Source organism: Achromobacter pestifer, assembly GCF_902859625.1.
GTDB lineage: Bacteria > Pseudomonadota > Gammaproteobacteria > Burkholderiales > Burkholderiaceae_B > Achromobacter > Achromobacter pestifer.
Genome location: NZ_CADIJX010000004.1, coordinates 44,082 through 69,213, shown reverse-complemented (window position 1 = coordinate 69,213; position 25,132 = coordinate 44,082). Strand labels below are relative to the sequence as shown.

At 63.5% G+C, this 25,132-nt stretch carries 23 protein-coding genes; 16 read left to right on the top strand and 7 right to left on the bottom strand.

All coding sequences use genetic code 11. The annotated features are described in order from the left end of the window. Positions 1–352 precede the first annotated feature (352 nt). From HV753_RS16150 to HV753_RS16085, 14 genes are all read left to right on the top strand, one after another. On the top strand, positions 353–766 hold the full coding sequence (locus HV753_RS16150; protein ID WP_425485906.1) for an ATP synthase subunit I: 414 nt from the start codon (positions 353–355) through the stop codon (positions 764–766). Between the two features lie 86 nt (positions 767–852). Further along, entirely contained in the window at positions 853–1,734 is an 882-nt protein-coding gene (gene atpB / locus HV753_RS16145) for a F0F1 ATP synthase subunit A (protein ID WP_175175525.1), read from the top strand. A gap of 118 nt (positions 1,735–1,852) precedes the next feature. Beyond that, positions 1,853–2,095 carry a F0F1 ATP synthase subunit C gene (atpE, locus tag HV753_RS16140; RefSeq protein WP_003815363.1) on the top strand — a complete coding sequence of 81 codons (243 nt, stop codon included), beginning with the start codon at positions 1,853–1,855 and terminating at the stop codon, positions 2,093–2,095. A gap of 144 nt (positions 2,096–2,239) precedes the next feature. Continuing rightward, a complete protein-coding gene (locus tag HV753_RS16135) occupies positions 2,240–2,710 on the top strand; it encodes a F0F1 ATP synthase subunit B (RefSeq protein WP_175175524.1) in 471 nt (156 codons plus the stop codon). A 12-nt stretch (positions 2,711–2,722) separates the two neighbouring features. Next, positions 2,723–3,262 (top strand): F0F1 ATP synthase subunit delta, encoded by a 540-nt coding sequence (locus HV753_RS16130; protein WP_175175523.1) that lies wholly within the window; start codon positions 2,723–2,725, stop codon positions 3,260–3,262. A 28-nt stretch (positions 3,263–3,290) separates the two neighbouring features. Then, on the top strand, positions 3,291–4,832 hold the full coding sequence (atpA, locus tag HV753_RS16125; protein ID WP_175175522.1) for a F0F1 ATP synthase subunit alpha: 1,542 nt from the start codon (positions 3,291–3,293) through the stop codon (positions 4,830–4,832). 98 nt (positions 4,833–4,930) lie between these two features. Beyond that, positions 4,931–5,836, top strand: coding sequence for a F0F1 ATP synthase subunit gamma (gene atpG / locus HV753_RS16120; RefSeq protein WP_175175521.1), 906 nt, complete (start codon positions 4,931–4,933; stop codon positions 5,834–5,836). A gap of 42 nt (positions 5,837–5,878) precedes the next feature. Then, a complete protein-coding gene (gene atpD / locus HV753_RS16115) occupies positions 5,879–7,282 on the top strand; it encodes a F0F1 ATP synthase subunit beta (RefSeq protein WP_175175520.1) in 1,404 nt (467 codons plus the stop codon). 9 nt (positions 7,283–7,291) lie between these two features. Then, positions 7,292–7,717, top strand: coding sequence for a F0F1 ATP synthase subunit epsilon (locus tag HV753_RS16110; protein WP_175175519.1), 426 nt, complete (start codon positions 7,292–7,294; stop codon positions 7,715–7,717). A 221-nt stretch (positions 7,718–7,938) separates the two neighbouring features. Then, positions 7,939–8,739 (top strand): helix-turn-helix domain-containing protein, encoded by an 801-nt coding sequence (locus tag HV753_RS16105; protein WP_246288296.1) that lies wholly within the window; start codon positions 7,939–7,941, stop codon positions 8,737–8,739. A 192-nt stretch (positions 8,740–8,931) separates the two neighbouring features. Then, on the top strand, positions 8,932–10,005 hold the full coding sequence (hemE, locus tag HV753_RS16100; RefSeq protein ID WP_175175518.1) for a uroporphyrinogen decarboxylase: 1,074 nt from the start codon (positions 8,932–8,934) through the stop codon (positions 10,003–10,005). Positions 10,006–10,279: 274 nt separating this feature from the next. Then, positions 10,280–12,370: a primosomal protein N' gene (locus HV753_RS16095; protein WP_175175517.1), complete on the top strand. Its 2,091-nt coding sequence runs from the start codon at positions 10,280–10,282 to the stop codon at positions 12,368–12,370. A gap of 206 nt (positions 12,371–12,576) precedes the next feature. Then, the gene (locus HV753_RS16090; RefSeq protein WP_175176178.1) at positions 12,577–14,640 is read left to right on the top strand and encodes a UvrD-helicase domain-containing protein; all 2,064 of its coding nucleotides are present in this window, start codon (positions 12,577–12,579) and stop codon (positions 14,638–14,640) included. A gap of 18 nt (positions 14,641–14,658) precedes the next feature. Beyond that, entirely contained in the window at positions 14,659–15,486 is an 828-nt protein-coding gene (locus tag HV753_RS16085) for an AraC family transcriptional regulator (protein ID WP_175175516.1), read from the top strand. Between the two features lie 28 nt (positions 15,487–15,514). Here the strand turns inward: HV753_RS16085 and HV753_RS16080 are convergent, their stop codons facing one another. After that, positions 15,515–16,576: a threonine aldolase family protein gene (locus HV753_RS16080; protein WP_175175515.1), complete on the bottom strand. Its 1,062-nt coding sequence runs from the start codon at positions 16,574–16,576 to the stop codon at positions 15,515–15,517. Between the two features lie 118 nt (positions 16,577–16,694). On the opposite strand from HV753_RS16080, the gene HV753_RS16075 reads away from it, so the two are divergent. Together HV753_RS16075 and HV753_RS16070 are read left to right on the top strand one after the other, a co-directional pair. After that, complete coding sequence (locus HV753_RS16075; protein WP_175175514.1) at positions 16,695–17,549, top strand: class II glutamine amidotransferase; 855 nt, start codon at positions 16,695–16,697, stop codon at positions 17,547–17,549. A gap of 149 nt (positions 17,550–17,698) precedes the next feature. Beyond that, a complete protein-coding gene (locus tag HV753_RS16070; protein WP_175175513.1) occupies positions 17,699–18,319 on the top strand; it encodes a hypothetical protein in 621 nt (206 codons plus the stop codon). An 81-nt stretch (positions 18,320–18,400) separates the two neighbouring features. Here HV753_RS16070 and dapD read toward each other — a convergent pair whose 3' ends face one another. From dapD to HV753_RS16040, 6 genes are all read right to left on the bottom strand, one after another. Further along, positions 18,401–19,390: a 2,3,4,5-tetrahydropyridine-2,6-dicarboxylate N-succinyltransferase gene (gene dapD / locus HV753_RS16065; protein ID WP_175175512.1), complete on the bottom strand. Its 990-nt coding sequence runs from the start codon at positions 19,388–19,390 to the stop codon at positions 18,401–18,403. Between the two features lie 756 nt (positions 19,391–20,146). After that, positions 20,147–21,277, bottom strand: a complete 1,131-nt coding sequence (locus tag HV753_RS16060; protein ID WP_175175511.1) for a M20 family metallopeptidase — start codon at positions 21,275–21,277, stop codon at positions 20,147–20,149. A gap of 41 nt (positions 21,278–21,318) precedes the next feature. Beyond that, positions 21,319–22,224, bottom strand: a complete 906-nt coding sequence (locus HV753_RS16055; RefSeq protein ID WP_175175510.1) for an alpha/beta hydrolase family protein — start codon at positions 22,222–22,224, stop codon at positions 21,319–21,321. After that, positions 22,224–23,234: an ABC transporter ATP-binding protein gene (locus HV753_RS16050; protein ID WP_175175509.1), complete on the bottom strand. Its 1,011-nt coding sequence runs from the start codon at positions 23,232–23,234 to the stop codon at positions 22,224–22,226. Before HV753_RS16050 ends, HV753_RS16055 begins: the two co-directional genes overlap by 1 nt. Further along, positions 23,231–24,214, bottom strand: coding sequence for an ABC transporter ATP-binding protein (locus HV753_RS16045; RefSeq protein WP_175175508.1), 984 nt, complete (start codon positions 24,212–24,214; stop codon positions 23,231–23,233). Before HV753_RS16045 ends, HV753_RS16050 begins: the two co-directional genes overlap by 4 nt. Next, positions 24,211–25,131 (bottom strand): ABC transporter permease, encoded by a 921-nt coding sequence (locus tag HV753_RS16040; protein WP_175175507.1) that lies wholly within the window; start codon positions 25,129–25,131, stop codon positions 24,211–24,213. The genes HV753_RS16045 and HV753_RS16040 overlap by 4 nt, the downstream gene beginning before the upstream one ends. Position 25,132 lies beyond the last annotated feature (1 nt).

Sequence of the window (25,132 nt, the reverse complement as noted above, 5' to 3'; positions counted from 1 at the left end):
CTTGCGGGATAAGAACACGTGGCGGCTGGTAAGCGGTGGACGGGCGCAGTCTGAAGAATCAAGGGTAGGAACGCTAAGCGAAGGCTTAACGGTGGAGGGCTTAAGGCGGAGGGCTCAACGGCGAAAGCTGGACAAGCCATTACCAAAAGCGGCTGCTGAAAGCAGTACCCCAGACAGGCTGAACCCAGACACTAGCGCGTACGGAAAGCGGTGCCTTTGCCCTATGTAGGGCCAAAGCATCAGGTTTCAAGTGCGGGCACGCCGGTTCTGATAGGGGCAAGAAGTACAGCGGGGAAGTTTGATGCAGAACTCGATGCAAAACGCGCAGCAGGGTTTGTTGGACCAGGATGGCGTGGATCAAGTTCTGGTTCTCAGCGACGCGGATCGCGCGGCGTTGAATGCTCAAGCTAGCCGCGGGCTCCTGTTGGCATTGGTGGCGCAAGGCGCCATGGGGCTCGCAGCAGCAGTAATTGCGGGGGTTGTAGGAGGGGCGGCGGCAGGTTGGTCGGCGCTGGCGGGGGCGGGAGCGTATTTCATACCCAATGCGTTGTTCGCATTGCGCCTGGTTGTCAGCGTTCGGGCCGGTCGGGCCAATCCCTTTACCTTTCTCTCTGGTGAGTTGATCAAGTTGTTCGCAACGGCATTGCTGTTGTGGCTGCTTTCGCATGTGGCGCAGGACAGTCTGGTTTGGCCCGCCGCGTTGCTTGGTCTGATACTCACATTGAAGGGCTACCTCCTGCTCTTGATGTTCCGCAAGTTGTCTTAGCGCCGAGTAGTAAGTAGCGGCAAACGTGATCGTGGAATCGTCCGGCTCGCAAGGGTCCGGGCTTACAGCAAAAGGGTAGGATTCAAATGGCTGCTGCCAGCGACGTGTCGCCTCAGTCCGCGTATATTCAGCATCACTTGGTGCACCTGAACAATACCGGTGAGAAACAGAGCGCAATTGCTCAGTTCGACATCATCAATTACGACTCGTTGTTCTGGTCCGGCCTGATGGGTCTGATCGTCATCTTCTTCCTGTGGCGCGCTGCTCGCCGCGCCACCAGTGGCGTGCCGACCCGCTTCCAGGCTTTTGTGGAAATGATCGTCGACATGGTCGACGACCAGGCCAAGGGCATCGTCCACAACGCCAAGAGCCGTCTTTTCATCGCCCCGCTGGCGCTCACCGTGTTCCTCTGGATCATCCTGATGAACGCGCTGGACTTGCTGCCGGTTGACCTGTTGCCCTCCATCTGGCGCCTGACCGGCCTGGGTGCGCAACACGGCGATCCTCTCTATTACCACCGCATTCTGCCGACCGCCGACCTGAACGTGCCGATGGGCATGTCGCTGGGCGTGCTGCTCCTGATGTTCTACTACGGCATCAAGATCAAGCACCCGGGCGGCTTCGTCAAAGAACTGTTCACCGCGCCGTTCCATGCACATGGCTTTGCCGCCGTCGTGCTGGCTCCGTTCAACCTGCTGCTGAACCTGATCGAATACGCCGCCAAGTCCGTATCGCTGGGCATGCGGTTGTTCGGCAACATGTTTGCCGGCGAACTGATTTTCATGCTGATCGCCCTCCTGGGCGGCGCCTGGACCGGCTTCAACGGTGCCAGCATCGGCTTGGGAATCGGCCATATCCTGGCCGGCTCCATCTGGGCGATCTTCCACATCCTGATCGTTCTGTTGCAGGCCTTCATCTTCATGATGCTGACGCTGGTGTATCTCGGCCAGGCACACGAAGGCCACTGATCCCCCGAATTTCTTGCGCTGGCCACCCGGCCAGCGTGGGATAGCAAGATTATCTTGCATTGAGCTGTACCCCTTATTTTTCAATTTTTGACTTCAGATTTCTAACCAAGGAGTTGTCATGACCAACGTCGCTTTCGTTGCCCTCGCTTGCGGTCTCATCATCGGTTTGGGTGCTATCGGCGCTTGCATCGGCATCGCACTGATGGGCGGCAAGTATCTGGAAGCTTCGGCTCGTCAGCCTGAGCTGATGAATGCTCTGCAAACGAAGATGTTCCTGCTGGCTGGCCTGATCGACGCGGCATTCCTGATCGGCGTGGGTATTGCCATGCTGTTCGCCTTCGCCAACCCGTTCGTCGGATAAGGCAGCGCCCGCCGGCGAATAGGCGGGTCATGACGCTGGCGGCGATGTGGGTGCAAGTCCCATCGCCGGTCGGCAAAGTATCGAGTGCTCCGTGACTCCCCTTTCCGGGTGCGGTCGGAGCCGCAAGGTGTTAAAGGAACGACCGTGAATCTGAACGCGACGATCATTTTCCAGATGCTCGTGTTCTTCGTTCTGGGCTGGTTCACGATGAAATTCGTGTGGCCTCCTCTGACGAAGGCGATGGACGAGCGCCGCCAAAAAATCGCCGACGGCCTAGCCGCCGCCGAGAAGGGCAAAGCCGACTTGGCTCAAGCCCAGGCGCGTGTCAGTCTGATCGAGGCTTCTGCCAAGTCCGAAAACCACGCCCGCATCATCGAGGCCGAAAAGCAAGCCGCCTCCCTGATCGAGCAGGCCCGCCGTGAAGCGGAAGCCGAACGCGCCCGTATCGTGGCGCAGGCAGCTCAAGATGCCGCGCAGGAAGTCCAGCGCGCTCGTGACTCGCTGCGCGACGACGTTGCCGCGTTGGCAGTCAAGGGTGCTGAACAGATCCTCAAGCGCGAGGTTGACGCCCGCGCCCACGCTGAGCTGCTGACCCAGCTTCGCGCGCAGCTTTAATCCGGGACCGTCATGGCTGAACTTTCCACTGTTGCCCGGCCCTACGCTGAAGCGCTCTTCAGCGCAGCGCGCGACGACAAAGCCGGCTTGCCGGTGTGGGCCGACCTGGTCAGCGAACTGGCACAGGTCGCCTCCAACCCCGACGTGCGCGAGGCCATGGCCGACCCGCGTCTGGGTGACAAGCAGCGCGTTGAGCTGTTTTCCGGCCTGATCAAGGCCGAACTGCCGCAGGCCGCCCGCAATTTCATCGAGCTGCTGGTTGAAAACGACCGGCTGCTGCTGCTGCCCGACATCGCCACGCAATTCGTGGTGCTGCGGAATCGTCACGAGGGCACGGCGCAGGCGGAAATCACCAGCGCGTTCGAACTGAGCGATGACCAGGTCAAAGAACTGGTTGCCGCCCTCGAACAAAAATTCGGCCTCAAGCTCAAGCCCAACGTCACCGTCGACAAGTCGTTGATCGGCGGCGTGCGCGTGGCTGTCGGTGACCAGGTGCTCGATACTTCCGTACAAGCCCAATTGGTCCGCATGCGCGATCAGCTCGCCGCTTAAGGCAACTAACAGGATTCCAGGAGTCAATATGCAACTCAATCCCTCCGAGATCAGCGAACTGCTCAAGAGCCGCATCGAGGGCCTGGGCGCTTCGGCTGATGTCCGTACTCAGGGCACCGTCGTGTCCGTGACCGACGGTATTACCCGCATCCACGGCTTGTCCGATGTGATGCAGGGCGAAATGCTCGAATTTCCCAACAACGTTTTCGGTCTGGCGCTCAACCTTGAGCGTGATTCCGTCGGCGCCGTTATCCTCGGCGACTACACCGGCATCTCCGAAGGCGACCAGGTCAAGACGACCGGCCGCATTCTGGAAGTTCCGGTTGGTCCGGAACTGAAAGGCCGCGTGGTCAACACGCTGGGCGAGCCGATCGACGGCAAGGGCCCGGTCAATGCCAAGGCCACCGACATCATCGAAAAAGTGGCGCCTGGCGTTATTGCCCGCCGCTCGGTGTCGCAGCCGCTGCAAACCGGCGTCAAGGCTATCGACTCGATGGTTCCGATTGGCCGCGGCCAGCGCGAACTGATCATTGGCGACCGCCAGACCGGCAAGACCGCCGTCGCCGTCGACACGATCATCAGCCAGAAGGGCAAGGGCGTCACCTGCGTGTACGTCGCTATCGGCCAGAAGGCTTCCACGATCAACAACGTGGTCCGCAAGCTGGAAGAGCACGGCGCGATGGAATACACCATCGTCGTGGCCGCTTCGGCTTCCGACTCGGCCGCCATGCAATACCTGGCCGCCTACGCCGGTTGCACGATGGGCGAATACTTCCGCGATCGCGGCGAAGACGCTCTGATCGTTTATGACGATCTGACCAAGCAAGCTTGGGCCTATCGCCAAGTGTCGCTGCTGCTGCGCCGTCCGCCGGGCCGTGAAGCCTACCCGGGCGACGTGTTCTACCTGCACTCGCGTCTGCTGGAACGTGCTGCCCGCGTGAACGAAGACTACGTCGAAAAGTTCACCGATGGCGCCGTCAAGGGCAAGACCGGTTCGCTGACCGCACTGCCGATCATCGAAACCCAGGCAGGCGACGTGTCCGCCTTCGTTCCGACCAACGTGATCTCGATCACCGACGGCCAGATCTTCCTGGAAACCGACCTGTTCAACGCCGGTGTCCGCCCCGCAATCAACGCCGGTATCTCGGTGTCGCGTGTGGGTGGCGCTGCTCAGACCAAGGTCGTGAAGAAGCTGTCCGGCGGTATCCGTACCGACTTGGCGCAGTACCGTGAATTGGCCGCCTTCGCGCAGTTTGCTTCCGACCTGGACGACGCAACCCGTCGCCAGCTGGAACGCGGCAAGCGCGTGGTCGAACTGCTCAAGCAGCCGCAATACCAGCCGCTGCAAGTGTGGGAATTGGCCGTCACGCTGTACACGGTCAACAACGGCTACCTGGATGACGTGGACGTGGCCCAAGTGCTGTCGTTCGAGAAGTCGCTGAAGGATCAACTGAAGGCCAAGCATGCGGCCATGATCCAGCGCATCGAAGACACCAAGGAACTGTCCAAGGACGACGAAGCCGAACTGGCGACCGCCGTCCAGGAATTCAAGAAGCACGGTGCTTTTTAAGAAAGTGATGGGTTAGGCGTCTGCGACGCCTCACCCATCCTTACCGGATGGTTGAGGCGTGAGCGGAACCCATCGGCCAGTCTTCACAGGAAAGCGCAATGCCCGGAATTAAGGAAATCCGAACCAAGATCAAGAGCGTGCAAAACACGCGCAAGATCACCAAGGCGATGGAAATGGTCGCCGCATCCAAAATGCGCAAGGCGCAGGAGCGGATGCGTGCTGGTCGTCCGTACGCCACCAAGGTGCGCGAGATTGCTGCGCACCTGATGCAGGCCAACCCCGAGTACAGCCACCCGTACCTGGTCGAACGCGAAGTCAAGGCGGTCGGCGTGGTCATGGTGACGACTGACAAGGGTTTGTGCGGCGGCTTGAACACCAACATCACTCGCGTGGTGCTGGGCAAGCTGAAAGAGTTCGAGAAAAACGGCGTTGCCGTGCAAGCGACCGCTTTCGGCAATAAGGGCGTGGGTGTGCTGACCCGTATCGGCGCCAATCTGGTTTCCCAGGATGTGCAACTGGGCGACAAGCCGCAACTGGACCGCCTGCTGGGCGCGATCAAGGTGCAGCTGGACGCTTACCTGGAAGGCCGTATCGATGCGCTGTACGTGGCGTCGACCCGCTTCGTCAATACGATGAAGCAGGAGCCGTTGTTCCTGCGTCTGCTGCCTCTGGCCAGTGGTTTGGAAGATCCGTACCAAACGGGTGCTGATAGCCTGGCCAAGACGTCGGAAGTGAAGTCGGACTACAGCTGGGATTACATCTACGAACCCGACGCCCGTAGCGTGATCGACGATCTGCTCCAGCGTTACGTTGAAGGCCTGCTGTATCAAGCCGTGGCCGAGAACATGGCTTCGGAGCAGTCGGCCCGGATGGTCGCCATGAAGGCGGCGTCGGACAACGCCAAGAAGGTCATCGGAGAGCTGCAACTGGTCTACAACAAGACCCGTCAGGCCGCGATCACCAAAGAAATTTCGGAAATCGTAGGGGGCGCTGCCGCCGTTTAAGGCAGGCAGCTCCCGTCTAAAGCTATCAAGCAAGGAATCGACATGAGCAACGGAACCATCGTTCAGTGCATCGGCGCCGTGGTGGATATTCAGTTCCCCCGCGATCACATGCCCAAGATCTATGAAGCGCTTACTCTGGCTGACGACGAGTCTTCCTCGTTCGCCGAAAAGGGTCTGACGCTGGAAGTGCAGCAACAGTTGGGCGACGGCGTGGTGCGTACCATTGCGCTGGGCTCCAGCGACGGCCTGCGCCGCGGCATGAAGGTGAACGGCACGGGCGCCCCGATCTCGGTGCCGGTCGGCACCGGCACGCTGGGCCGCATCATGGACGTGCTGGGTCGTCCCATCGACGAAGCCGGCCCGATCCAACACGAAGAAAAGCGTGGCATTCACCAGAACGCTCCCCGTTTCGACGAACTGTCGCCGTCGGTGGAACTGCTGGAAACCGGCATCAAGGTGATTGACTTGGTGTGCCCGTTCGCCAAGGGCGGCAAGGTCGGCCTGTTCGGCGGCGCCGGCGTGGGCAAGACCGTCAACATGATGGAACTGATCAACAACATCGCCAAGCAGCACAGCGGCTTGTCGGTGTTCGCCGGTGTGGGTGAGCGTACCCGCGAAGGCAACGACTTCTACCACGAAATGGAAGAGTCGAACGTTCTGGACAAGGTTGCGATGGTGTTCGGTCAGATGAACGAACCCCCGGGCAACCGTCTGCGCGTGGCACTGACCGGCCTGACGATGGCCGAGAAGTTCCGTGACGAAGGCCGTGACATCCTGTTCTTCGTGGACAACATCTACCGCTACACGTTGGCCGGTACGGAAGTGTCCGCACTGCTGGGCCGTATGCCTTCGGCCGTGGGCTACCAGCCCACGCTGGCGGAAGAAATGGGCAAGCTGCAAGAGCGCATCACGTCGACCAAGACGGGCTCGATCACCTCGATCCAGGCCGTGTACGTCCCTGCGGATGACTTGACCGACCCGTCGCCTGCCACGACCTTCCAGCATTTGGACTCGACCGTCGTGCTGTCGCGTGACATCGCTTCGCTGGGTATCTACCCGGCCGTGGATCCGCTGGATTCGTCCAGCCGCCAGCTCGACCCGCAAGTCGTTGGCGAAGAGCACTACGCCGTTGCGCGTGGCGTGCAGCAAACGCTGCAACGCTACAAGGAACTGCGCGACATCATCGCGATTCTGGGCATGGACGAACTGTCGCCTGACGACAAGCAAGCCGTGGCCCGTGCGCGTAAGATCCAGCGCTTCCTGTCGCAGCCGTTCCACGTTGCTGAAGTGTTCACCGGCTCGCCCGGCAAGTACGTTCCGCTGGCCGAAACCATCCGTGGTTTCAAGATGATCGTGAACGGCGAATGCGATTCGCTGCCGGAACAGGCCTTCTACATGGTCGGTTCGATCGACGAGGCCTTCGAGAAGGCCAAGAAACTGCAATAAGGAACCGATATGGCTACCCTGCATGTGGATGTCGTTAGCGCAGAGGAAGCGATCTTCTCCGGTGAGGCGAAGTTCGTGGTGCTGCCTGGCGAAGCGGGTGAACTGGGCATTCTGCCCGGCCACACCCCGCTGATTTCGCGCATACGCCCCGGGACGGTCAAGATCGTTCGTGCCGACCAAGGCGAGGAAAACATCTTCGTCGCCGGGGGCATTCTGGAAGTGCAGCCGGGCAGCGTGACGGTTCTGGCCGACACGGCTATCCGTGCCGCCGATCTGGACGAAGCTCGTGCCGTGGAAGCGCGCCAAAAGGCCGAACAGGCCCTGGCAAACGCCAAGGACAAGGCTGACATCGCTGTTGTCGAAGCGGAACTCGCCATGCTGGCTGCACAAGCCATCGCGGCGCGCAAGCTGCGCCAAGGCGGTCGTTCGCACTAAGCGGCAAAGCAGTGTCCCGGGGTTCGCCCCGGACAAGAAAAAAGCGGCCATTGGCCGCTTTTTTCATGCCTGCGCGTTATCCGCCGGCCTGCCGGTGCGCGGCGCACGGGGGTGACCGCAATGCGTTCACTACGAATGGCGGCTCCGGTATCTCGACAGTAGCCTTCAACTTTGCCTACAGAGCCAAAGGGGGAAGCGTGCGAGAAGTCATGGATTGCGGGGTGTTGCTCGCCCCTGGCCACGAAGGCGCCATGCGCGATTGGGTCGCGCGGGACCAACCTCGCCTGTCGCGTGTTCGGCTGCATCTGGTGCCGTTGCCGGTGATGGGAGCGCGTCCCGACGAACCTTTCGAGGCGCAACGGGATGCGCGGCTTGCCGCGCCTGATGTTCGGGCGCTGGCAAGGTTGGCCGTCGTGCTCAAGCGCTTTGACCACTGCATCCTGCCCGTCGCTCCACCGTCACTGGCGTGGGCGCGCACGGCGCTGCAAGAAGCCCATGCCACGCTGGCCACGCCCGTGCTGCTGCTCATTCACGACATGAAGGCGCCCGCCATTGAAGACCTGCTGAATCTGGGCGCGGCGGATTTCATGTCGCCGCCTTGCTGTCTGGAAAGCCTGCGGGTGCGTTTGAAACGCCTGACCAGGCACACGTCCTGGCGCCGGGCGCCCGGGCTGCTGCGAGAACCGGGCGTGGCTTATCTGTCCCCGGAGGTTCCAGCAGATGCTGTGGAGCAGGCCGGCCAACGGCCTCGCGTGGCGAGGCACGTCGTCGAGCAGGCCTTGTCGGGCCTGCGCCACCGAAACGATAGGGGTTCCCAAGAGGCGTTCGGGTTGGCCAAGGCGCGGATAGTGGATGGCTTCGAGTCCGAGTACATCCGTCAGGCCTTGTCGCGCCATGGCGGCAACGTGGCGCAAGCAGCGCGGGCATCCAGCAAGCACCGGCGTGCGTTCTGGGCGCTGATGCGCAAACACGGCATCAGTGCGGCCCCATATCGCAGGCTGAGCGATGACTCGCAACGCTAGGCGCAGCGCCGGCTTGCCTGGTCGCTTGCGCGACGACGCACCAGGCATTTCAGGTGTATCGGCGATATCCGCCTGGTTGAATCGGTGCAAAAAGGGACGCGCCTTGCGCCTTGGCAAGAGGTGGATACCTCGCCCGCGCCCCTTGTCAGCTTAGGGAAGTAAAATCAGGGCTTCCGATCATCGAGGATAGTCGTGTCTGCTTCCAGTTTGAAGAACGATGTGTTCTTGCGCTCGCTGTTGCGCGAGCCCGTGCCCTATACCCCGATCTGGCTGATGCGCCAGGCGGGTCGTTACCTGCCCGAGTACCGCGCCACGCGCGCTCGCGCGGGTTCTTTCATGGGCTTGGCTCAGAATCCGGACTACGCGATGGAAGTCACATTGCAGCCGCTGGAACGTTTTGACCTGGACGCGGCCATCCTGTTCTCGGACATTCTGACGGTGCCGCACGCGATGGGCCTGGGTCTGGACTTCGCCGAAGGCGAGGGTCCCCGCTTTGCCCGGCCGGTGCGTACCGAAGAAGACGTGGCGCGCTTGGCCGTGCCGGACATGGACAAGCTGCGCTATGTGTTTGACGCGGTTAGCGTCATTCGCCGCGAGCTGGACGGCAAGGTGCCGTTGATCGGCTTCGCCGGCAGCCCCTTCACCATCGCGTGCTACATGGTTGAAGGGCAGGGCAGCGACGACTACCGCCTGATCAAGACGATGCTGTATTCGCGTCCTGATTTGCTGCACCGCATTCTGGAAATCAACGCGGAAGCCACGCTGCAATACCTGAACGCGCAGATCGCCGCGGGCGCGCAAGCCGTCATGCTGTTCGACAGCTGGGGCGGCGTGCTGGCCGATGGCCTGTTCCAGCAATTTTCACTGGCGTATACGAAGAAGGTCGTGGCGGGACTGACCCGTGAACACGAAGGCCGGCGCGTTCCGGTCATTGTCTTCACGAAGGGCGGCGGCCAGTGGCTGGAGCAGATCGCGGCTTGCGGTTGCGATGCCGTGGGTTTGGACTGGACGGTGGATCTGGCCGCGGCCCGCCGCCGCACCGGCGACTCGGTGGCTTTCCAGGGCAACCTGGATCCGATGGCGCTGTTTGGCGGCGCGTCCGCCATCCGCGCGGAAGCGCGCCGCGTCATGGACGCCTTCGGCCCGGTGGGCAAGGGCGGCCACGTGTTCAATCTGGGACACGGTATTTCGCGCTTCACGCCGCCGGAAGCCGTAGCGGAATTGGTCGACGAAGTCCACCAACACAGCCGCTCGCTGAGGGGGTAAGTGAGTGAACGCTTCGGCCCGAAGGGCCGAAGTTTGGGGACCCCGACAAGCACTTGTGCACAGCAAGATTTTGTTTGGGGAAAACCCTTTAGAAGCTAGTTTACAATCTTGGAAGCTTATATAAGCTTTTGTTTTAAAAGACAAAAACCAAGTTTTCCACCGGATTGCAACAGTGTCCGCAATCTACGCCTATTCCAAATCTTGACGTTGCCCCAGCCTTTTCCCCAAAGTTATCCACAGGGCCGTTCTTGCGCCATGCCCCGTCCAAGCCTCCATGTCTGACCCGCTGCCGATGACGACTGGGGCGGCCGTCTGCTGGGTGCGCGTGGCGCTGGACGTGCCCTTGCCTGGCCCTTTCGATTACCGCAGCGACGCGCCGGTTCCGGTGGGATTGCGGGTGATCGTGCCGTTCGGACGGCGCAAGATGATTGGCGTGGTGGTGGAGAATCCGGCCGAACCCTCATTCGACCCCAAGCAGATCCGTCCCATCGAACAGGTGCTGGACGACTTGCCGCCCTTCGATGAAGACTGGCTGCGTCTGGCCCGTTTTGCCGCGGACTATTATCAGCGGCCCCTGGGCGAGGTGATGTTGCCGACCTTGCCCCCGCCGTTGCGTAAACCGACCGCGTATCAGGGCAAGCGGTCGGCGGGCGGGCCGGTGGCGCGGCTGGACAATCGCAAGCGCAAGACGGCGCGCGCACCGGCCAAGGCCGACCAGCCACCGGAATTGAACGAGGCGCAATGCGCGGCCGTGGACGCCATCGGCGCATTGACGAGCTTCAAGCCCGTGCTGCTGCATGGCGTCACCGGTAGCGGCAAGACCGAGGTGTATCTACGTGCGGCGGAAAAGGTGCTGGCCCAGGGGCGCCAAGTGCTGCTGATGGTGCCCGAAATCAATCTGACGCCGCAGTTGGAAGGCGCGCTGCGTGCGCGCCTGGAGGCAGTGGTGGGCGCTGATGGCCTGGCGGTCATGCATAGCGGTTTGTCCGATGGGGAACGCTTGCAGTCCTGGGCCCGCGCGCAGCGTGGGGACGCCCGCATGCTGTTGGGCACGCGCATGTCGATCTTCGCGCCCTTGAGCAAGCTTGGCCTGATCGTGGTGGACGAAGAGCACGATGCGTCCTACAAGCAGCAGGACGGCCTGCGTTATTCGGCGCGCGACCTTGCCGTCTGGCGAGCCCATGACCTGAACATTCCCGTGGTGCTGGGCTCGGCCACGCCATCGCTGGAAACCTGGCAACACGCCGAGCGCGGCCGTTATTTGCGCCTGACGCTGCCGGGGCGTGCGCGCTCCAGCACGCTGCCTTCCATGCGCCTGGTGGACACGCGCCGCTTGCAGATGAAGCACGGCATGTCGCCGCAATTGCTGGAGGCCATTGGCCAACGGCTGGAACGCAAAGAACAATCGCTGATTTTCCTGAACCGGCGCGGGTACTCGCCGGTACTGCATTGCCAGTCGTGCGCATGGGTCAGCAATTGTCCGCGTTGCACGGCCTTCACCGTGCTGCATCGTACCGATGGCCGCGGCCATCGCCTGCAATGCCACCATTGCGGCTATCAGGCGCCAGTGCCGCACGCCTGCCCGGAGTGCGGCGACCAGGATCTGGCGCCCATGGGCCGGGGCACGCAGCGTATAGAGGAACATCTGGCCGAGCTGTTTCCGGGCGCGCGCATCTTGCGCATCGACGCTGACAGCACGCGCAAGAAGGGCAGCGCCGAGGCGCTGTTCGCGTCGGTGCATGCGGGCGAGGTCGATATCCTGGTCGGCACGCAGATGGTGGCCAAGGGCCATGATTTTGCGCGACTGGGGCTGGTGGGCGTGCTGAATTCCGATTCCATGCTGTTCGCGCACGACTTCCGTGCGCCGGAACGCCTGTTTGCGCAACTGATGCAGGTGGCGGGTCGCGCGGGACGTCACCAGGGCAACGGCGAGGTGCTGGTTCAGACCGGCTACCCTGAACAACCGGTGTATCAGGCGCTGCTGCGCCACGATTACGCGGGCTTTGCGCGGCACGCGCTGCACGAGCGCGAAAGCACCGGCTTGCCGCCTTTCGTCTACCAGGCGCTGCTGACAGCCGAGGCGCGCGAGCTGAAGGTGGCGCAGGCCTTCCTGGAGCGCGCGCGAGTGCTGCCCGAAGGTGAATGGGCGGCGGACTTCCCGGGCCTGGACGCCATCATGCTGTATGACCCGGTGCCGCTGCGTGTGGTGCGGGTGGCCAATATCGAGCGTGCGCAGTTGCTGGTCGAGAGCAGCAGCCGGCCGGCCTTGCAGGCGTTCCTGGCCTCGTGGTCGCATCATTTGCCATATATCGCCAACGAGGCGCGCGTGCGCTGGCAGCTGGAAGTCGATCCGCTGGAAATCTGACCCTCGGTGTCTACCGATGCGTCATCGATCCGATTGTTCTATGATCTTCTTCCTCTATCGCGCTGGCGCGGCAGGCCCGCTGTGGCGGCTGCGCCCGTCCCCATTTTTTCGCGTATTACCGGCCCGCTGACGGGCGGCCGCGGGTCCCGTGCCCGGCGGCCGCACCCGCATTGCGGCGATCGCGATGCATGACGATCCCACTCAAAATGTCCGCAAGCGAATCCATTGGTCAAGGCATGAACCCCGCTCAGAAAGAGGCGGTGCTCTACCTGGACGGTCCTTGCCTGGTGTTGGCCGGCGCGGGTAGCGGCAAGACGCGCGTGATCACGCAGAAGATCGCTTACCTGTTGCGCGAATGCGGCTACATGGGCCGCAACGTCGTGGCGTTGACCTTCACCAATAAAGCCGCGCGCGAGATGGACGAGCGCGTGAAAACCTTGGTGGACCGCAAGCTGTCCAAAGGCCTGATCATCAGCACGTTCCACTCGCTGGGCGTGAAGATGCTGCGCGAAGAGGCGCGCAATGCAGGCCTGAAGCCCACGTTTTCGATCCTGGATGCCGATGACGCCATGTCCATCATCCAGGAACTGCTGGCCACGACCGACAAGGCTCGCCTGCGCCACGTGCAGGGCATCATCTCGCTATGGAAGAACGCGCTGCTGGAGCCGGACGATGCGGCAAGCCAGGCCATCACGCCGGGCGACGTGGAAGCCGCCAACATCTACCGCAGCTACGCGGCCACGCTGGCTGCCTACCAGGCGGTGGATTTCGACGATTTGATCCGCATCCCCGCGTTGCTGCTGGCCAGCAATGAGGAAGTGCGCACGCGCTGGCAGAACCGGGTGCGCTACCTGTTGGTGGACGAATACCAGGACACCAACGTGTGCCAGTATCGACTGGTGCAGTTGCTGACGGGCTCGCGCGCCATGTTCACGGCGGTGGGCGACGACGACCAGGCGATCTACGCCTGGCGCGGCGCCACGATTGAAAATCTGGCCAAGCTGACGACCGACTACCCCAACATCAAGTTGATCAAGCTGGAGCAGAACTATCGCTCCGTGCAGCGCATTCTGGCTGCCGCCAACCAGGTCATCGAAAAGAATCCCAAGCTGTTTGAGAAGAAGCTGTGGTCGGACCTCGGGGTGGGCGAACCGATCCTGGTGTCGGCGATGGATGGCGAAGAGCAGGAAGCGGAATCCATCGCCATGAAGGTGTCGGCCTCGCGCTTCGAGCGCCAGGCGCAGTGGAAGGATTTTGCCATCCTGTACCGCAGCAACCATCAGTCGCGCATTCTGGAGCAGGCGCTGCGCAACCTGAAGATTCCATACACGATCTCGGGCGGGCAGAGCTTTTTCGACAAGACCGAAGTGCGCGACGTGCTGTCGTATCTGCGCTTGTTGGCCAACGACGACGACGACCCCGCCTTCATTCGCGCCGCCACCACGCCCAAGCGCGGTATCGGCCAGGCGACCTTGCAGGTGCTGGGCCAGTATGCGGCCGCGCGCGAAATCTCGCTGCTGGCGGCCGTGGCCGAAACCGGCCTGGAAAGCCAGCTGGCGCCGCGCCAGCTGGACCCGCTGCGCACCTTTGCCGAGTTCATCCGCCGCATGCAATGGCGTGCCGGGCGTGGCGCGGCCTCGGGCAAGGATGCGGCACCCGCCGAACCCGCGGGCGTCATCCTGGACGACCTGGTGGAAGCGATTCAATACGAACGCCATCTGTTTGAATTGTTCGAGGAGCGTCCCGCGCAGACACGGTGGCAGAACGTGCTGGAATTGACGGGCTGGCTCAAGCGCAAGGCCGAAGAAGACAATATGACGCTCTTCGACCTGGTGCAGCACGTGGCGCTGGTCACCATGTTGGAGCGCGGCGAAGAAGACGAGCCCGATGCCGTCAAGATGTCGACCTTGCATGCCTCCAAGGGGCTGGAGTATCCGCACGTATATCTGGCGGGCGTGGAAGAGGGGCTGCTGCCGCACTTGGGCAAGGACGACGAAGTCGGCGACCCGGCGCGCGCGGCCGAGAACCTGGCCACGCGCATCCAGGAAGAGCGCCGGCTGATGTATGTGGGCATCACGCGCGCACAACGCAGCCTGAACCTGAGCTGGTGCAAGCGCCGCCGCCGCGCCCGCGAGGATCTCGTGCGGGAACCCTCGCGCTTCATCGAAGAGATGGGCCTGGGTGATGTGCGGGTGCAGGAAGACGAAGCGACTGCCGCCATGAATCCCAAGGAGCGCATGGCGATGTTGAAGGCGCTGTTGAAGAAGTAACGCGCGGGGGCCGATGCCATGAAAGACGACGTCCAATATCGCCCGGTGCCTGGCACCCCGGGGCTGGTGCTGGGCCAGGCGCGGTTCAGCGAATTCCAATTCGACCGTCATTACCATGTGGACTATCACATCGGCCTGGTGACGCAGGGCGTGCAGCGCCAGCGATTTCGGGGCAAGAGCATCCTGCTGGGCCCTGGAGGCGTCGCCCTGATGCCGCCCGGCGAGATCCATGACGGTGCAGGCGTCGATGACTATGGCGCGTCCTACACGCTGAAGACGTTTCGTCTGTCGGCCGAGCTGATGCGGGGGTTTCTTGAAGAGGTGTCGGGGGCTGCGGCCGACGAGCGCTTCTTCGGCACCCTGGTGGAAGATGCCGCGCTGGCTGCCCGTTTCATGGCGTTGCATAGCGTGTGGATGTCAGGCGGGCCGGATGAGCCGCTGGCGCAGGAGTCGCAGTCGCTGGCACTGATGGGCGCCTTGTTCTCGCGCACGGGCGCCGTGCAGCCTGAAATCATCAAGGGCGGCCTGTCTGCGCTGCATCTGGGTGCCGTGCGCGACTATTGCCAGGCGCACCTGTGCGAGAAGATCGCCCTGGATGACCTGGCCCGCCTGTGCGGCTTGAGCCGCTTTCAGTTCTTGCGGCGTTTCACGCATTCCGCTGGCCTGACGCCCCATGCGTGGCTGGTGCGTTTGCGCTTGGAGCGCGCCTGCGCGTCGCTGGCTACCGCGCGGGTGTCGGTGGCCCAGGTGGCGGCGGATGTGGGGTTCTATGACCAGAGCCACTTCAACCGCGCCTTCCGCATGGCCTACGGCGCACCGCCTTCGGCGTACCAGCCCGCGGCATAGGCCGCCGGCTGGCACGGCAGGATGGACGTTAAGAGACCCGGGCGCGCAACGCCGCCAGGAAGTGGTCCACGTCCTGCTCTTGCGTCGCGAACGACGTCACCAGGCGCACGACGCCAGGGCCCCAGCGGTCGTGATAGAAGCGGAAGCCGTCGGCCAGCAGGCCTTCGATGGCCTGGGCAGGCAATTGGCAGAACAGGATGTTGGCGTCGACCGTGCCTTGCAATGTCACGCCCGGCAGCCCTTGCATGCCGGCGGCTAGCCGGGCGGCCATGGCGTTGGCCTGGCGGGCGTTGCGCAGCCACAGATTGTTGTCCAGATAGGCTTCCAGTTGCGCCGACAGCAACCGCATCTTCGAGAACAGATGGCCGCCGCGCTTGCGTCGGAATTCCAGTTCGCGGGCCCGTGCCGGATTGAACAGCACGATGGCTTCGGCGCCCAGTACGCCGTTCTTGGTGGCGCCGAACGACAGGATCTCAACTCCGGCCTTCCATGTCATTTCCGCCGGTGTGCAATCCAGGCTGACCAGCGCATTGGCAAAGCGCGCGCCGTCCATGTGCAGCGGCAGGCCGGCGTCGCGGCAGATGCCGCCGATGACGTTGATTTCATCCAGCGTGTAGACGGCGCCGGTCTCGGTGGCCTGGGTGATGCTGACGCAGGAGGGTTGGACGGAATGGACGTCACCCACTTTGCGGCGGGCCTCGACGGCAAGTTCCACGGGATCGATCTTGGCGGCGTCACCGCCCAGCAGCTTCAAGCGCGCGCCATGCGTGTAGAACTCCGGGGCGCCGCATTCGTCATTGGCGATGTGGGCCTGTGTGTGACACAGCACGGCTCCCCAGGGCGGGGTCAATGCGGCCAGGCTGATCGAATTGGCGGCAGTGCCGGTGGGCACCAGCAGCACATCCACGTCGTGTTCAAAAATGTCGGCCAGCTTGCGCTGCACGCGCAACGAGCCGTCGTCGGCGCCATAGGCCGGGGCTTGGCCGGCGCCGGCGCGCATCAGGGCCTCAAACACTTCCGGGCTGGCGCCCGCGATGTTGTCGCTGGAAAAACCCTGTTGCAGGGCGGGGACGGATAAGGGCGTGGTCACGGGGCAGGTTCCGGCAGGTACTGGGAAAAGGCCACTATGCCGGGGAGCGGGCATGCACGCTTGTAGAAAATTGCGGGCTGCTCCTACACTGGGCAGGACTGTCTTGAAGGAGCGCGTCATGTGTCGTTGGCTGGCTTACACCGGTAGTCCCTTGCAGATGGAGAGCGTGCTGTTCAAGGCGAAGCACTCCCTGATCGACCAGAGCCTGCATGCGCGCCTGGGCGCCACCACGACCAACGGCGACGGCTTTGGCCTGGGCTGGTATGGCCGTCCCGCGAATGGCCGCCCGGCTGAACCACCGTTCCGTTACCGCAGCGTGCATCCCGCGTGGAACGACCGCAATCTGCGCGAGGCGGCGCGCGCGATCCATGCGCCCTTGTTCGTGGCGCACATCCGCGCGGCCACCGATACGCCCGCGCAGGAAACCAACTGCCATCCGTTTCGCCACGGGCAATGGCTGTTCGTGCACAACGGCGTGATTCGCGACTATCCCCTGTTGCGCCGTGATCTGATGCTGATGATCGCGCCGGCATATTTCGGTTCGCTGGAAGGGTCCACGGATTCCGAGGTGATGTTCTTGCTGGCCCTGACGTTTGGTCTGGAGGAAGACCCGATACCGGCGTTGGCCCGCATGGTGGGGGCGGTGGAGGAAACGGGGCGGCGTCACGGCGTGACGCATCCCATCAACATGACGGTCTGCGCGCTGGATGGTGAACGCCTGATCGCCGTGCGCTATTCCAGTGAGGCCGATTCGCGCACGTTGTTTCACAACACCTGCGTGCGGCATCTGCGCGAGCTTTATCCCGAAGATCCGCAAATTGCCGCGTTGGACGAGGACGCCTTTCTGCTGTTGTCGGAGCCGCTGACCGAGATGCCAGGTGCCTGGGAAGAGGTGCCGGAGGCCACGGCGATCATCGCAGCGCGTGGCGATGTCATGCACTATCCTTTCGCGCCGATTCCGCCGGGCGCATGACGGGCCGATGAAAAAGCGGCCGGATAGGCCGGAAAGCCCCATAAATTAGGGTCATCAAGCACGTATTGCCCATATAGGGGAGAATGCGTGTCGCATGACTTTGCGACGTCCTGGGCCGCGAAAGCACCCCAACTCAATAAGGAAGTTGCATGACTAATAGCCAAACCCCGCAGGCCTCTGACGCATTGGCGGTGTTTACGCACAGGGGGAGCGCCCCGGAACGCTTTGAATTGCATGACAAGGGCGTGGTTAGCCAGCAAGGCGACACCCGCAGTTACGCCGCATTCGCGGACATCCAGGATCTTTGCCTGTTCGCCTCCGGTTCGGACGCGGAGGCAGACCGGGTCAACAGCTTTGCCTATCGCACCGAAGCGGCGCAGGACTGGACCGTGGTGTCCAGCGGCGTCAGTGAATTCAGCAAGTTCATGGATGCGTTCCGTTCGCGCTATGTCGAACAGCGCCTGCCGGTGCTGGAAGCCATGATTGCCGATGGCGCGCGCGTTCCGTTCCGCTATATCAAGGCGGGCGATTTCCCCGCTCTGGAAACGCAGGAACTGGCTTTGTCTGCCGAAGGCCTGCACATCGGTGGCGACACCTGGCCGTATGAATCGCTCAAGCGCATCGACCTGAACGACTGGACTGAAACGATCACGCTGCAAAACGACAGCGGCAAGACGGTGTTCTCGTGCCTGGCCACGCGCATTCTCAGCTCGGATCTGTTGGTAAACCTGGTATACGACCAGTTGGGGCAGGCGGCGGAATACGCCTGATCGGGGCATGGTCCCCAGCGGCGCTGAGTGCGCTGGCTGTTCCCAGATGAAAAAGGGCCGCTGTCAGCGGCCCTTTTCCATTCAGTGCCCCGCGTGCAGCGCGGGGTTCAAGGTGCCCCAGGCAGCGGTGCGCACAATCGTTTCGACCGCTCCGGTCTGCGAATTGCGGCGGAACAGCAGGCCATGCTGGCCGGCCAGCGCCGCGGCCTTCACCACCGCGCCTTCCGGGGTCAGCACGCGCGTGCCGGCGGTGACGTAGCAGCCAGCCTCCACCACGCAGTCGTCCCCCAGCGAAATGCCGATGCCGGAGTTGGCGCCCAGCAGGCAGCGCTTGCCGATGGAGACGACCTGCTTGCCGCCGCCGGACATGGTGCCCATGATGGACGCGCCGCCGCCGCCGCCGATGTCGCTGCCGTCGTCGACGATGACGCCCGCGCTGATGCGGCCTTCGACCATCGATGCGCCCAGCGTGCCGGCGTTGAAATTGCAGAACCCTTCATGCAGCACGGTGGTGCCAGGCGATAGGTGCGCGCCCAGGCGCACGCGCGCGGTATCGGCGATGCGGACACCGCTGGGCACGACGTAGTCGGTCATGCGCGGGATCTTGTCGATGCCACGGATTTCCAGGGTCTGGCCGGTGGCGCGCAGTTGCCAACGCAGGGCGTCGACCTGATCCACCGCGCAGGGGCCGACGGACGTCCACGCGACGTTGGCCAGCACGCCGAACAAGCCGTCCAAGTTGGCGTCGTGGGGGCGGATGAGGCGGTGGCTGAGCAGATGCAGCCGCAGATAGGCGTCGTGCGCGTCGGCAGGCGGCTCGGCTAGCGAGGGGATCGCGGTGCGGACGGCGACGATGTCGACTTTGCGGCGGGTGTCCCGGATGAGGGCCGTGGGAACGTGCTCGCCAAGCGCGGCGCGTGCCTCTTCAGGCGTCAGATGCCGGGTGCCGCCGGCAGGGGTGTAATCGGCCAGCGACGGACGCGGATACCAGGTATCAAGAATGGTGCCGTCGGCGGCAAGAGTGGCAAGGCCGTAGGCGATGGCGCTTTGAAGTGCGGGTGCGGCGGACATGGCAGGGGTTCTGGACTGGGATTGGGGGGATTCTAGGCGATTGTGGGGGCGGGGCGGGGGATCTGCGTGGGGGCTTCGTTTGGGGGGCTTTAGATCTTTGTGGGATCTGGGTCGGGTCTTCGTGGGGGGGGGCTTTAGATCTTTGTGGGATCTGGGTCGGGTCTTCGTCGGGGGGCTTTAGCTCTTCGTGGGACGCTCGTCGCCGGGGTCGGGTGGGTGGCGCGCGCCCACGATTGCGGTCCGGAGCGTTCGCTCCGGACTGCCCTCTCGTCATCTTCGTTGCGGCCTACGGCCGCTGCCTTCAGATTCCCTCGGGCGCATCAAGGTTGCGCGCCACCCACCCGACCCCGGCGACGAGCTGCGCCGTCTTGGTTCGCGCGCTGCTAGGTTCCCGATTACTGACGAGATTTGCGTTGCCCGCCTCATGCGTCCGCGCGGGCGGCCGCATTCGGCATACGCACTGTCGAGGCGTCGGAGCAGTGATCGCTTGCGCGCCGGTGAAGAGCAGTTTGCCAATGATCCCCGCAGTCACGGGGTGGGGTGGAGCGACGGGCGGCGCGCGGCAGATAGCTGTGTGCGTAGCCAGACCTGCGCGCGCGCCACCCGTCTAATAGGAAGACTGTCGATGCGATCCGGCTGATCGTGAGTCGTAGGATGGGTGGAGCGCGGCAAATCGGGCATGAGGACGCGGCGTCCATCGCGCGTAACCCATTATGGTGACGGGCGTCTAAAAAACCACCACCGCCACAAAAGAACTCAAACCAATTCCCGAAGCAACAATTCCCAGAACTTCAACCGCTGCTCCAGCGTCGACACCAGAATATATTCATTCAACGTATGCGCCCCGTCTCCGTCGGCGCCAAGACCGTCCAACGTCGGAATGCCCATCGCCGACGTGAAGTTCGCGTCGCTGCCGCCGCCGGTCATCGGCGCGTCTTCCAGCAGGAATCCTGCTCGATCCGCATAGCCTTGCACCAGCGCCAGCAGGGCGGCGGCGGCATCGGTCTTCACCATCGGCGGACGGTTCAGTTCGACGTTGATATCCAGTTCCACATCCGGACCCACGGCGCACAATTCGCGCATGCGGCGCAGCACGTCTTCGGCGGCACCCATGTCGGGTACGCGGAAGTCCACCACGCAACGGCACAGTGCCGGGACGGTGTTGGTGACCGTGCCGCCGGCGATCGTGCCGACGCTGACCGTGATGCCACGGTCGTAGTCGGTCATCGCTTCCAGCGCCAGTACCTGATGCGCCATTTCACGGATCGCGCTGCGGCCTTTCTCGTGCTGCATGCCGGCGTGCGCCGGGCGGCCCTTCACGTTCAGGTTCAGCATGCCCGTGCCCTTGCGGGCCGTCACGCATTTGCCGCCGTTGGGGCGGGCGGGTTCGCAGACCAGCGCGTACTTGGCGTTGGCGGCGAAGCGTTCGATATGCACGCGCGAAGCGTGGCTGCCGGTTTCCTCGTCGGGCACCACCAGGAAGTCCACAGGCAACTGCGTCGCGCCCGGGCGGGCCACGCCAGCCAGCGCCGTCAGCGCCAGGTAGATACCGGCCTTCATGTCATAGCTGCCGGGACCGTAGAGGCGGTCGCCGTCGATGCGCACCGGGTTCTCCAGCAAGGTGCCGACCGGATGCACCGTGTCCATGTGCGCCAGGATCAGGATGCCGGGGCGGGTGTCGCCGGGCGCGCGGTTGGTGGCATACAGCAACGGGCCCGTGGTGGGGCCCAGCGACGACAGTTCCACCGTCAGGCCGGCGGCCGCGGCGTAGTCGGCGATGATGCGGGCCATTGCTGCGATGCCGTCGGGAAAGTTAGACGGCGATTCGCATTGCAGCCAGCCTTGAATGCCGGCGACGATCTGTTCAGTGCTTTGAGTATTGGACATGGCGGTATCGGTGTTCAGCAGCGGAGAAATGGGGATGGCGATCAAGCGACTTGCTGGCCGGCCAGACGGGCCAGCTCGGCGTCGTCGGGCATCTTGCCGTCAAACCACAGGCTGGCGCAGACGGCCGACATGGCGCGGCCATCGTGGCCGATGCCAGGCACCACTTGCAGCGTCCAACCGAACGGCACGCCACGGCGTTCGGCTTCTTTGCGGCCGAACTCGAAGTAGTTCTGCGCGCGTGCGAAGCGGTGCGGCCCCTGGCGCATGGCGGCAGGTTCGGACGGCAAGTTGGGGTCGTCCGTGGCGATGTCTTGATCGCCCGCCAGGATGGTCATGGGGTAGGCCAGCAGCTTGACCAGGTGCTCTTCGGTCATGCCCACGCCGTCCATGCCTTCGGGGTAGGGCAGGTCAAACGTGGGCAGCGTGTACCAGCCCGGATTTCCGGCGGTGACTGCCTTGAACGGCGCATGCGATTGGCTGCTCATCAGGCGGTGCACGAACTGGCCGCCGGCCGAATGGCCGAACAGATAGACGTTCTTGCCGTCGGTGATTTCACCGTCGATCATGTCCTTGATGACATTGCCGACCAGCGCGTAGGTCCAGCCATCGATGTGGCGCGGATTGCCGCCAGCCGAGAACACGCGGCCGTTGTTGTAGCTTTCGACGCCGGGCCAGATTTCGTTGGAGAAGGTCAGCGCCACGATCAGCAGCTTGTGCTTGTCGGCGGCTTCTACCCAGAAGTCGCGGTATTCATCGCCGTTGCGCAGCACGCCGTGCTGCACGATGACCACCGGACGGTCGGGGGTGTAGCCGTAGGGGCGGTATGTTTGCAGTTTGAACGGACGATCCGAATTTCGGTCTTCGTCGATGTACTGAATGGTGTTGCGGCCCGCATGGCCCATTTCGATGGCGATGCGGTCCACGTTGGACATGTCGGAGGGTTTCATCAGGCGCTCGCTTCGTTCAGGTGACAGGCCGACCAATGGCCTGCCGAGATTTCTTTCAGGACCGGCGCCTGCTCGCGGCATCGTGGCATGGCGTGGGGGCAACGGGGATTGAAGGTGCAGCCCGAGGGCGGGTTCAGCGGCGACGGGATCTCACCCTTGATCGGCGTGAACTTGCGGCCACGGCGGGCCACGTCCGGCACTTCGGCCATCAAGGCCTGGGTGTAGGGGTGATTGGCACGTGCGAAGATCTCGGCCGACGTGGAAATTTCCACGATCTTGCCCAGATACATGATCGCCACGCGATCCGAGATGTGCTTGACCACGCCCAGATCGTGGCTGATGAACAGGTAGGTGAAGCCGTGCTGTTCGCGCAAGTCCATGAACAGGTTGATGACCTGCGCCTGGATCGACACGTCCAGCGCGGCCACCGGTTCGTCGCAGACCAGGAACTTCGGCGCCACCATCAGCGCGCGGGCAATGCCGATGCGCTGGCGCTGGCCGCCCGAGATCTGGTGCGGGAAACGGTCACGGTATTCGGCGTCCAGGCCCACTTCCTTCAGCGCCTGGTCGATGCGGCCGGGAATCTCGGCCGGCGGGGCCAGCTTGTGCACCTTGAGCGATTCGCCCAGGATCTGTCGCAGGCGCTGGCGCGGGTTCAGCGAGGCCTGCGGATCCTGGAAGATCATCTGCACGCCCAGCGTGTAGGCCAGCTTTTCCGCGCCGCGCAGGCGCACGGCGTCCTGGCCTTGGTACAGCAGTTCGCCTTCGGTCTGGCGGTGCAGGCCGGCCACGACGCGGCCCAGCGTGGACTTGCCGCAGCCGGACTCGCCCACCAGCCCGACCACTTCGCCGCGCTTGATGGACAGGTCGACGCCATTGACGGCGTATACCGTGCGGCGGTCGATGGGGCGGCCGCCCAGGGCCAGGATGCGTTGGGCCAGGTCAGGACGTTGCTCGAAGCGCTTGTGGACGTTCTTGAGTTCGATGACGGGGGTATCGGCTTGGCTCATGCTTCTCGTGCCTCGCGGGCGATCGGCACGTAACAGCGGTAGCTGCGCGAACCTTCAGTGGTGACGGAGGGGGCTTGTTCGGTGCAGCGCGTGACCGCCTTGGCGCAGCGCGGACGGAACGCACAGCCCGACGGACGGCCGGCCAGGCTGGGCGCCATGCCGTTGATCTGGTGCAGACGCGCGCCGGGTTGCGTGGCGCCAGGCATCGAATCCAGCAGGCCCTTGGTGTAAGGGTGCCGCGGCGACTCCAGCACTTGTTCGACCGGGCCGCTTTCAACGATGCGGCCGGCATACATCACGGCCACGCGGTCGGCCAGTTCGGCCACGACGCCCAGATCGTGGGTGATCCAGATCAGCGCCGTGTTGTGCTCGCGGCAGATCTCTTGCATGCGGTAGAGGATCTGGCCCTGGATGGTGACGTCCAGCGCGGTGGTGGGCTCGTCGCAGATGATCAGGTCGGGCTTGTTCAGCATGGCGATCGCGATCGCCACGCGCTGACGCATGCCGCCCGAGAATTCGTGCGGATAGCTTTTCAGGCGCGTTTCGGGCGAGGGAATGCCCACCATGGCCAGCGCCTCGCGGCAGCGTTCCTCCGCTTCGGCGCGCGGCACGTTTTCGTGCGTCAGGATGGCTTCCATCATCTGTTCGCCGATGCGCAGCACCGGGTTCAGCGTCATCAACGGATCCTGGAAGATCATGGCGATGCGGTTGCCGCGCAACTGCCGCATCTGCTCTTCCGTGAGCTTGCGCAGGTCGTTGCCCTTGAACTTCACTTCGCCGTCCACGACTTCCCCGGGCGGGTCGATCAGACCCAGCAGCGAGAAGCCCGTGACGGACTTGCCGGAACCCGATTCGCCGACCAGGCCGACGATTTCGCCGCGGCGCACCGTCAGGTCGACGCCGTCGACCGCCAGGTACGCGCCGGCTTCAGTATGGAATGCGGTGCGCAGGCCGCGCACCTCAAGAAGAATTTCGCTCATGCTCGTCGCGGATCTAGGCTTTCACGCAGGCGGTCACCCACGATATTGATGGAAAGGATCAGCAGCAGCAGGGCAATGCCTGGGAACAGGCTGATCCAGTAGTCGCCCGACAACAGGTATTGGAAGCCGTTGGAGATCAACAGGCCCAGCGACGGTTCGGTGATCGGCACGCCGACGCCCAGGAACGACAGGGTGGCTTCCAGCGCGATGGCGGTGGCGATCTGGATGGTGGCGAACACCATCACCGGACCCAGGCAGTTGGGCAGCAGGTGATAAACCATGATGCGCCAGGCCGGATAGCCCAGATTGGCGGCGGCTTCCACATATTCCTTGCGGCGCTCTTGCAGGGCACGGCTGCGCATGATGCGGGCGTAGTGGCCCCATTGCACCAGCACCAGCGCCAGGATCACCTTGTCCACCCCGCGCCCCAGCACCACCAGCAGCACCAGCGCCACCAGGATGGTCGGAAAGCCCAGGATGAAGTCGACAATGCGCATCAGCACGGTATCGACCAGGCCGCCGACATAGGCGGCGATCAGGCCGACCGCGCCGCCGACGGCGGTGGCCAGCACGACGGCGGACAGGCCCACCATCAGGCTGATTCGCAGGCCATACAGAATGGCGCTGAGCATGTCGCGGCCCTGGTCATCGGTGCCGAGCCAGGCGATGCTGCCGTCCATCAGCGCCTGGCGTGGCGCCAGACGGCCGTCCATCAGCGACAGATTGGCCAGGTCATACGGGTTTTGCGGCGCGAAGTACGGCGCGAAGAGCACCAGCACGACCAGGACGGCCAGCGCGATCGCGGAGCCGCGCACCGTGGGGCGCGCGCGCAGTTTCTTCAGGATGGAGGCGCGCTGCGGCGTCTCAGCCAGGGGCTGGACGGTGCGGGTGCGGCCGGGATTGGGGGAGTTAGCCATG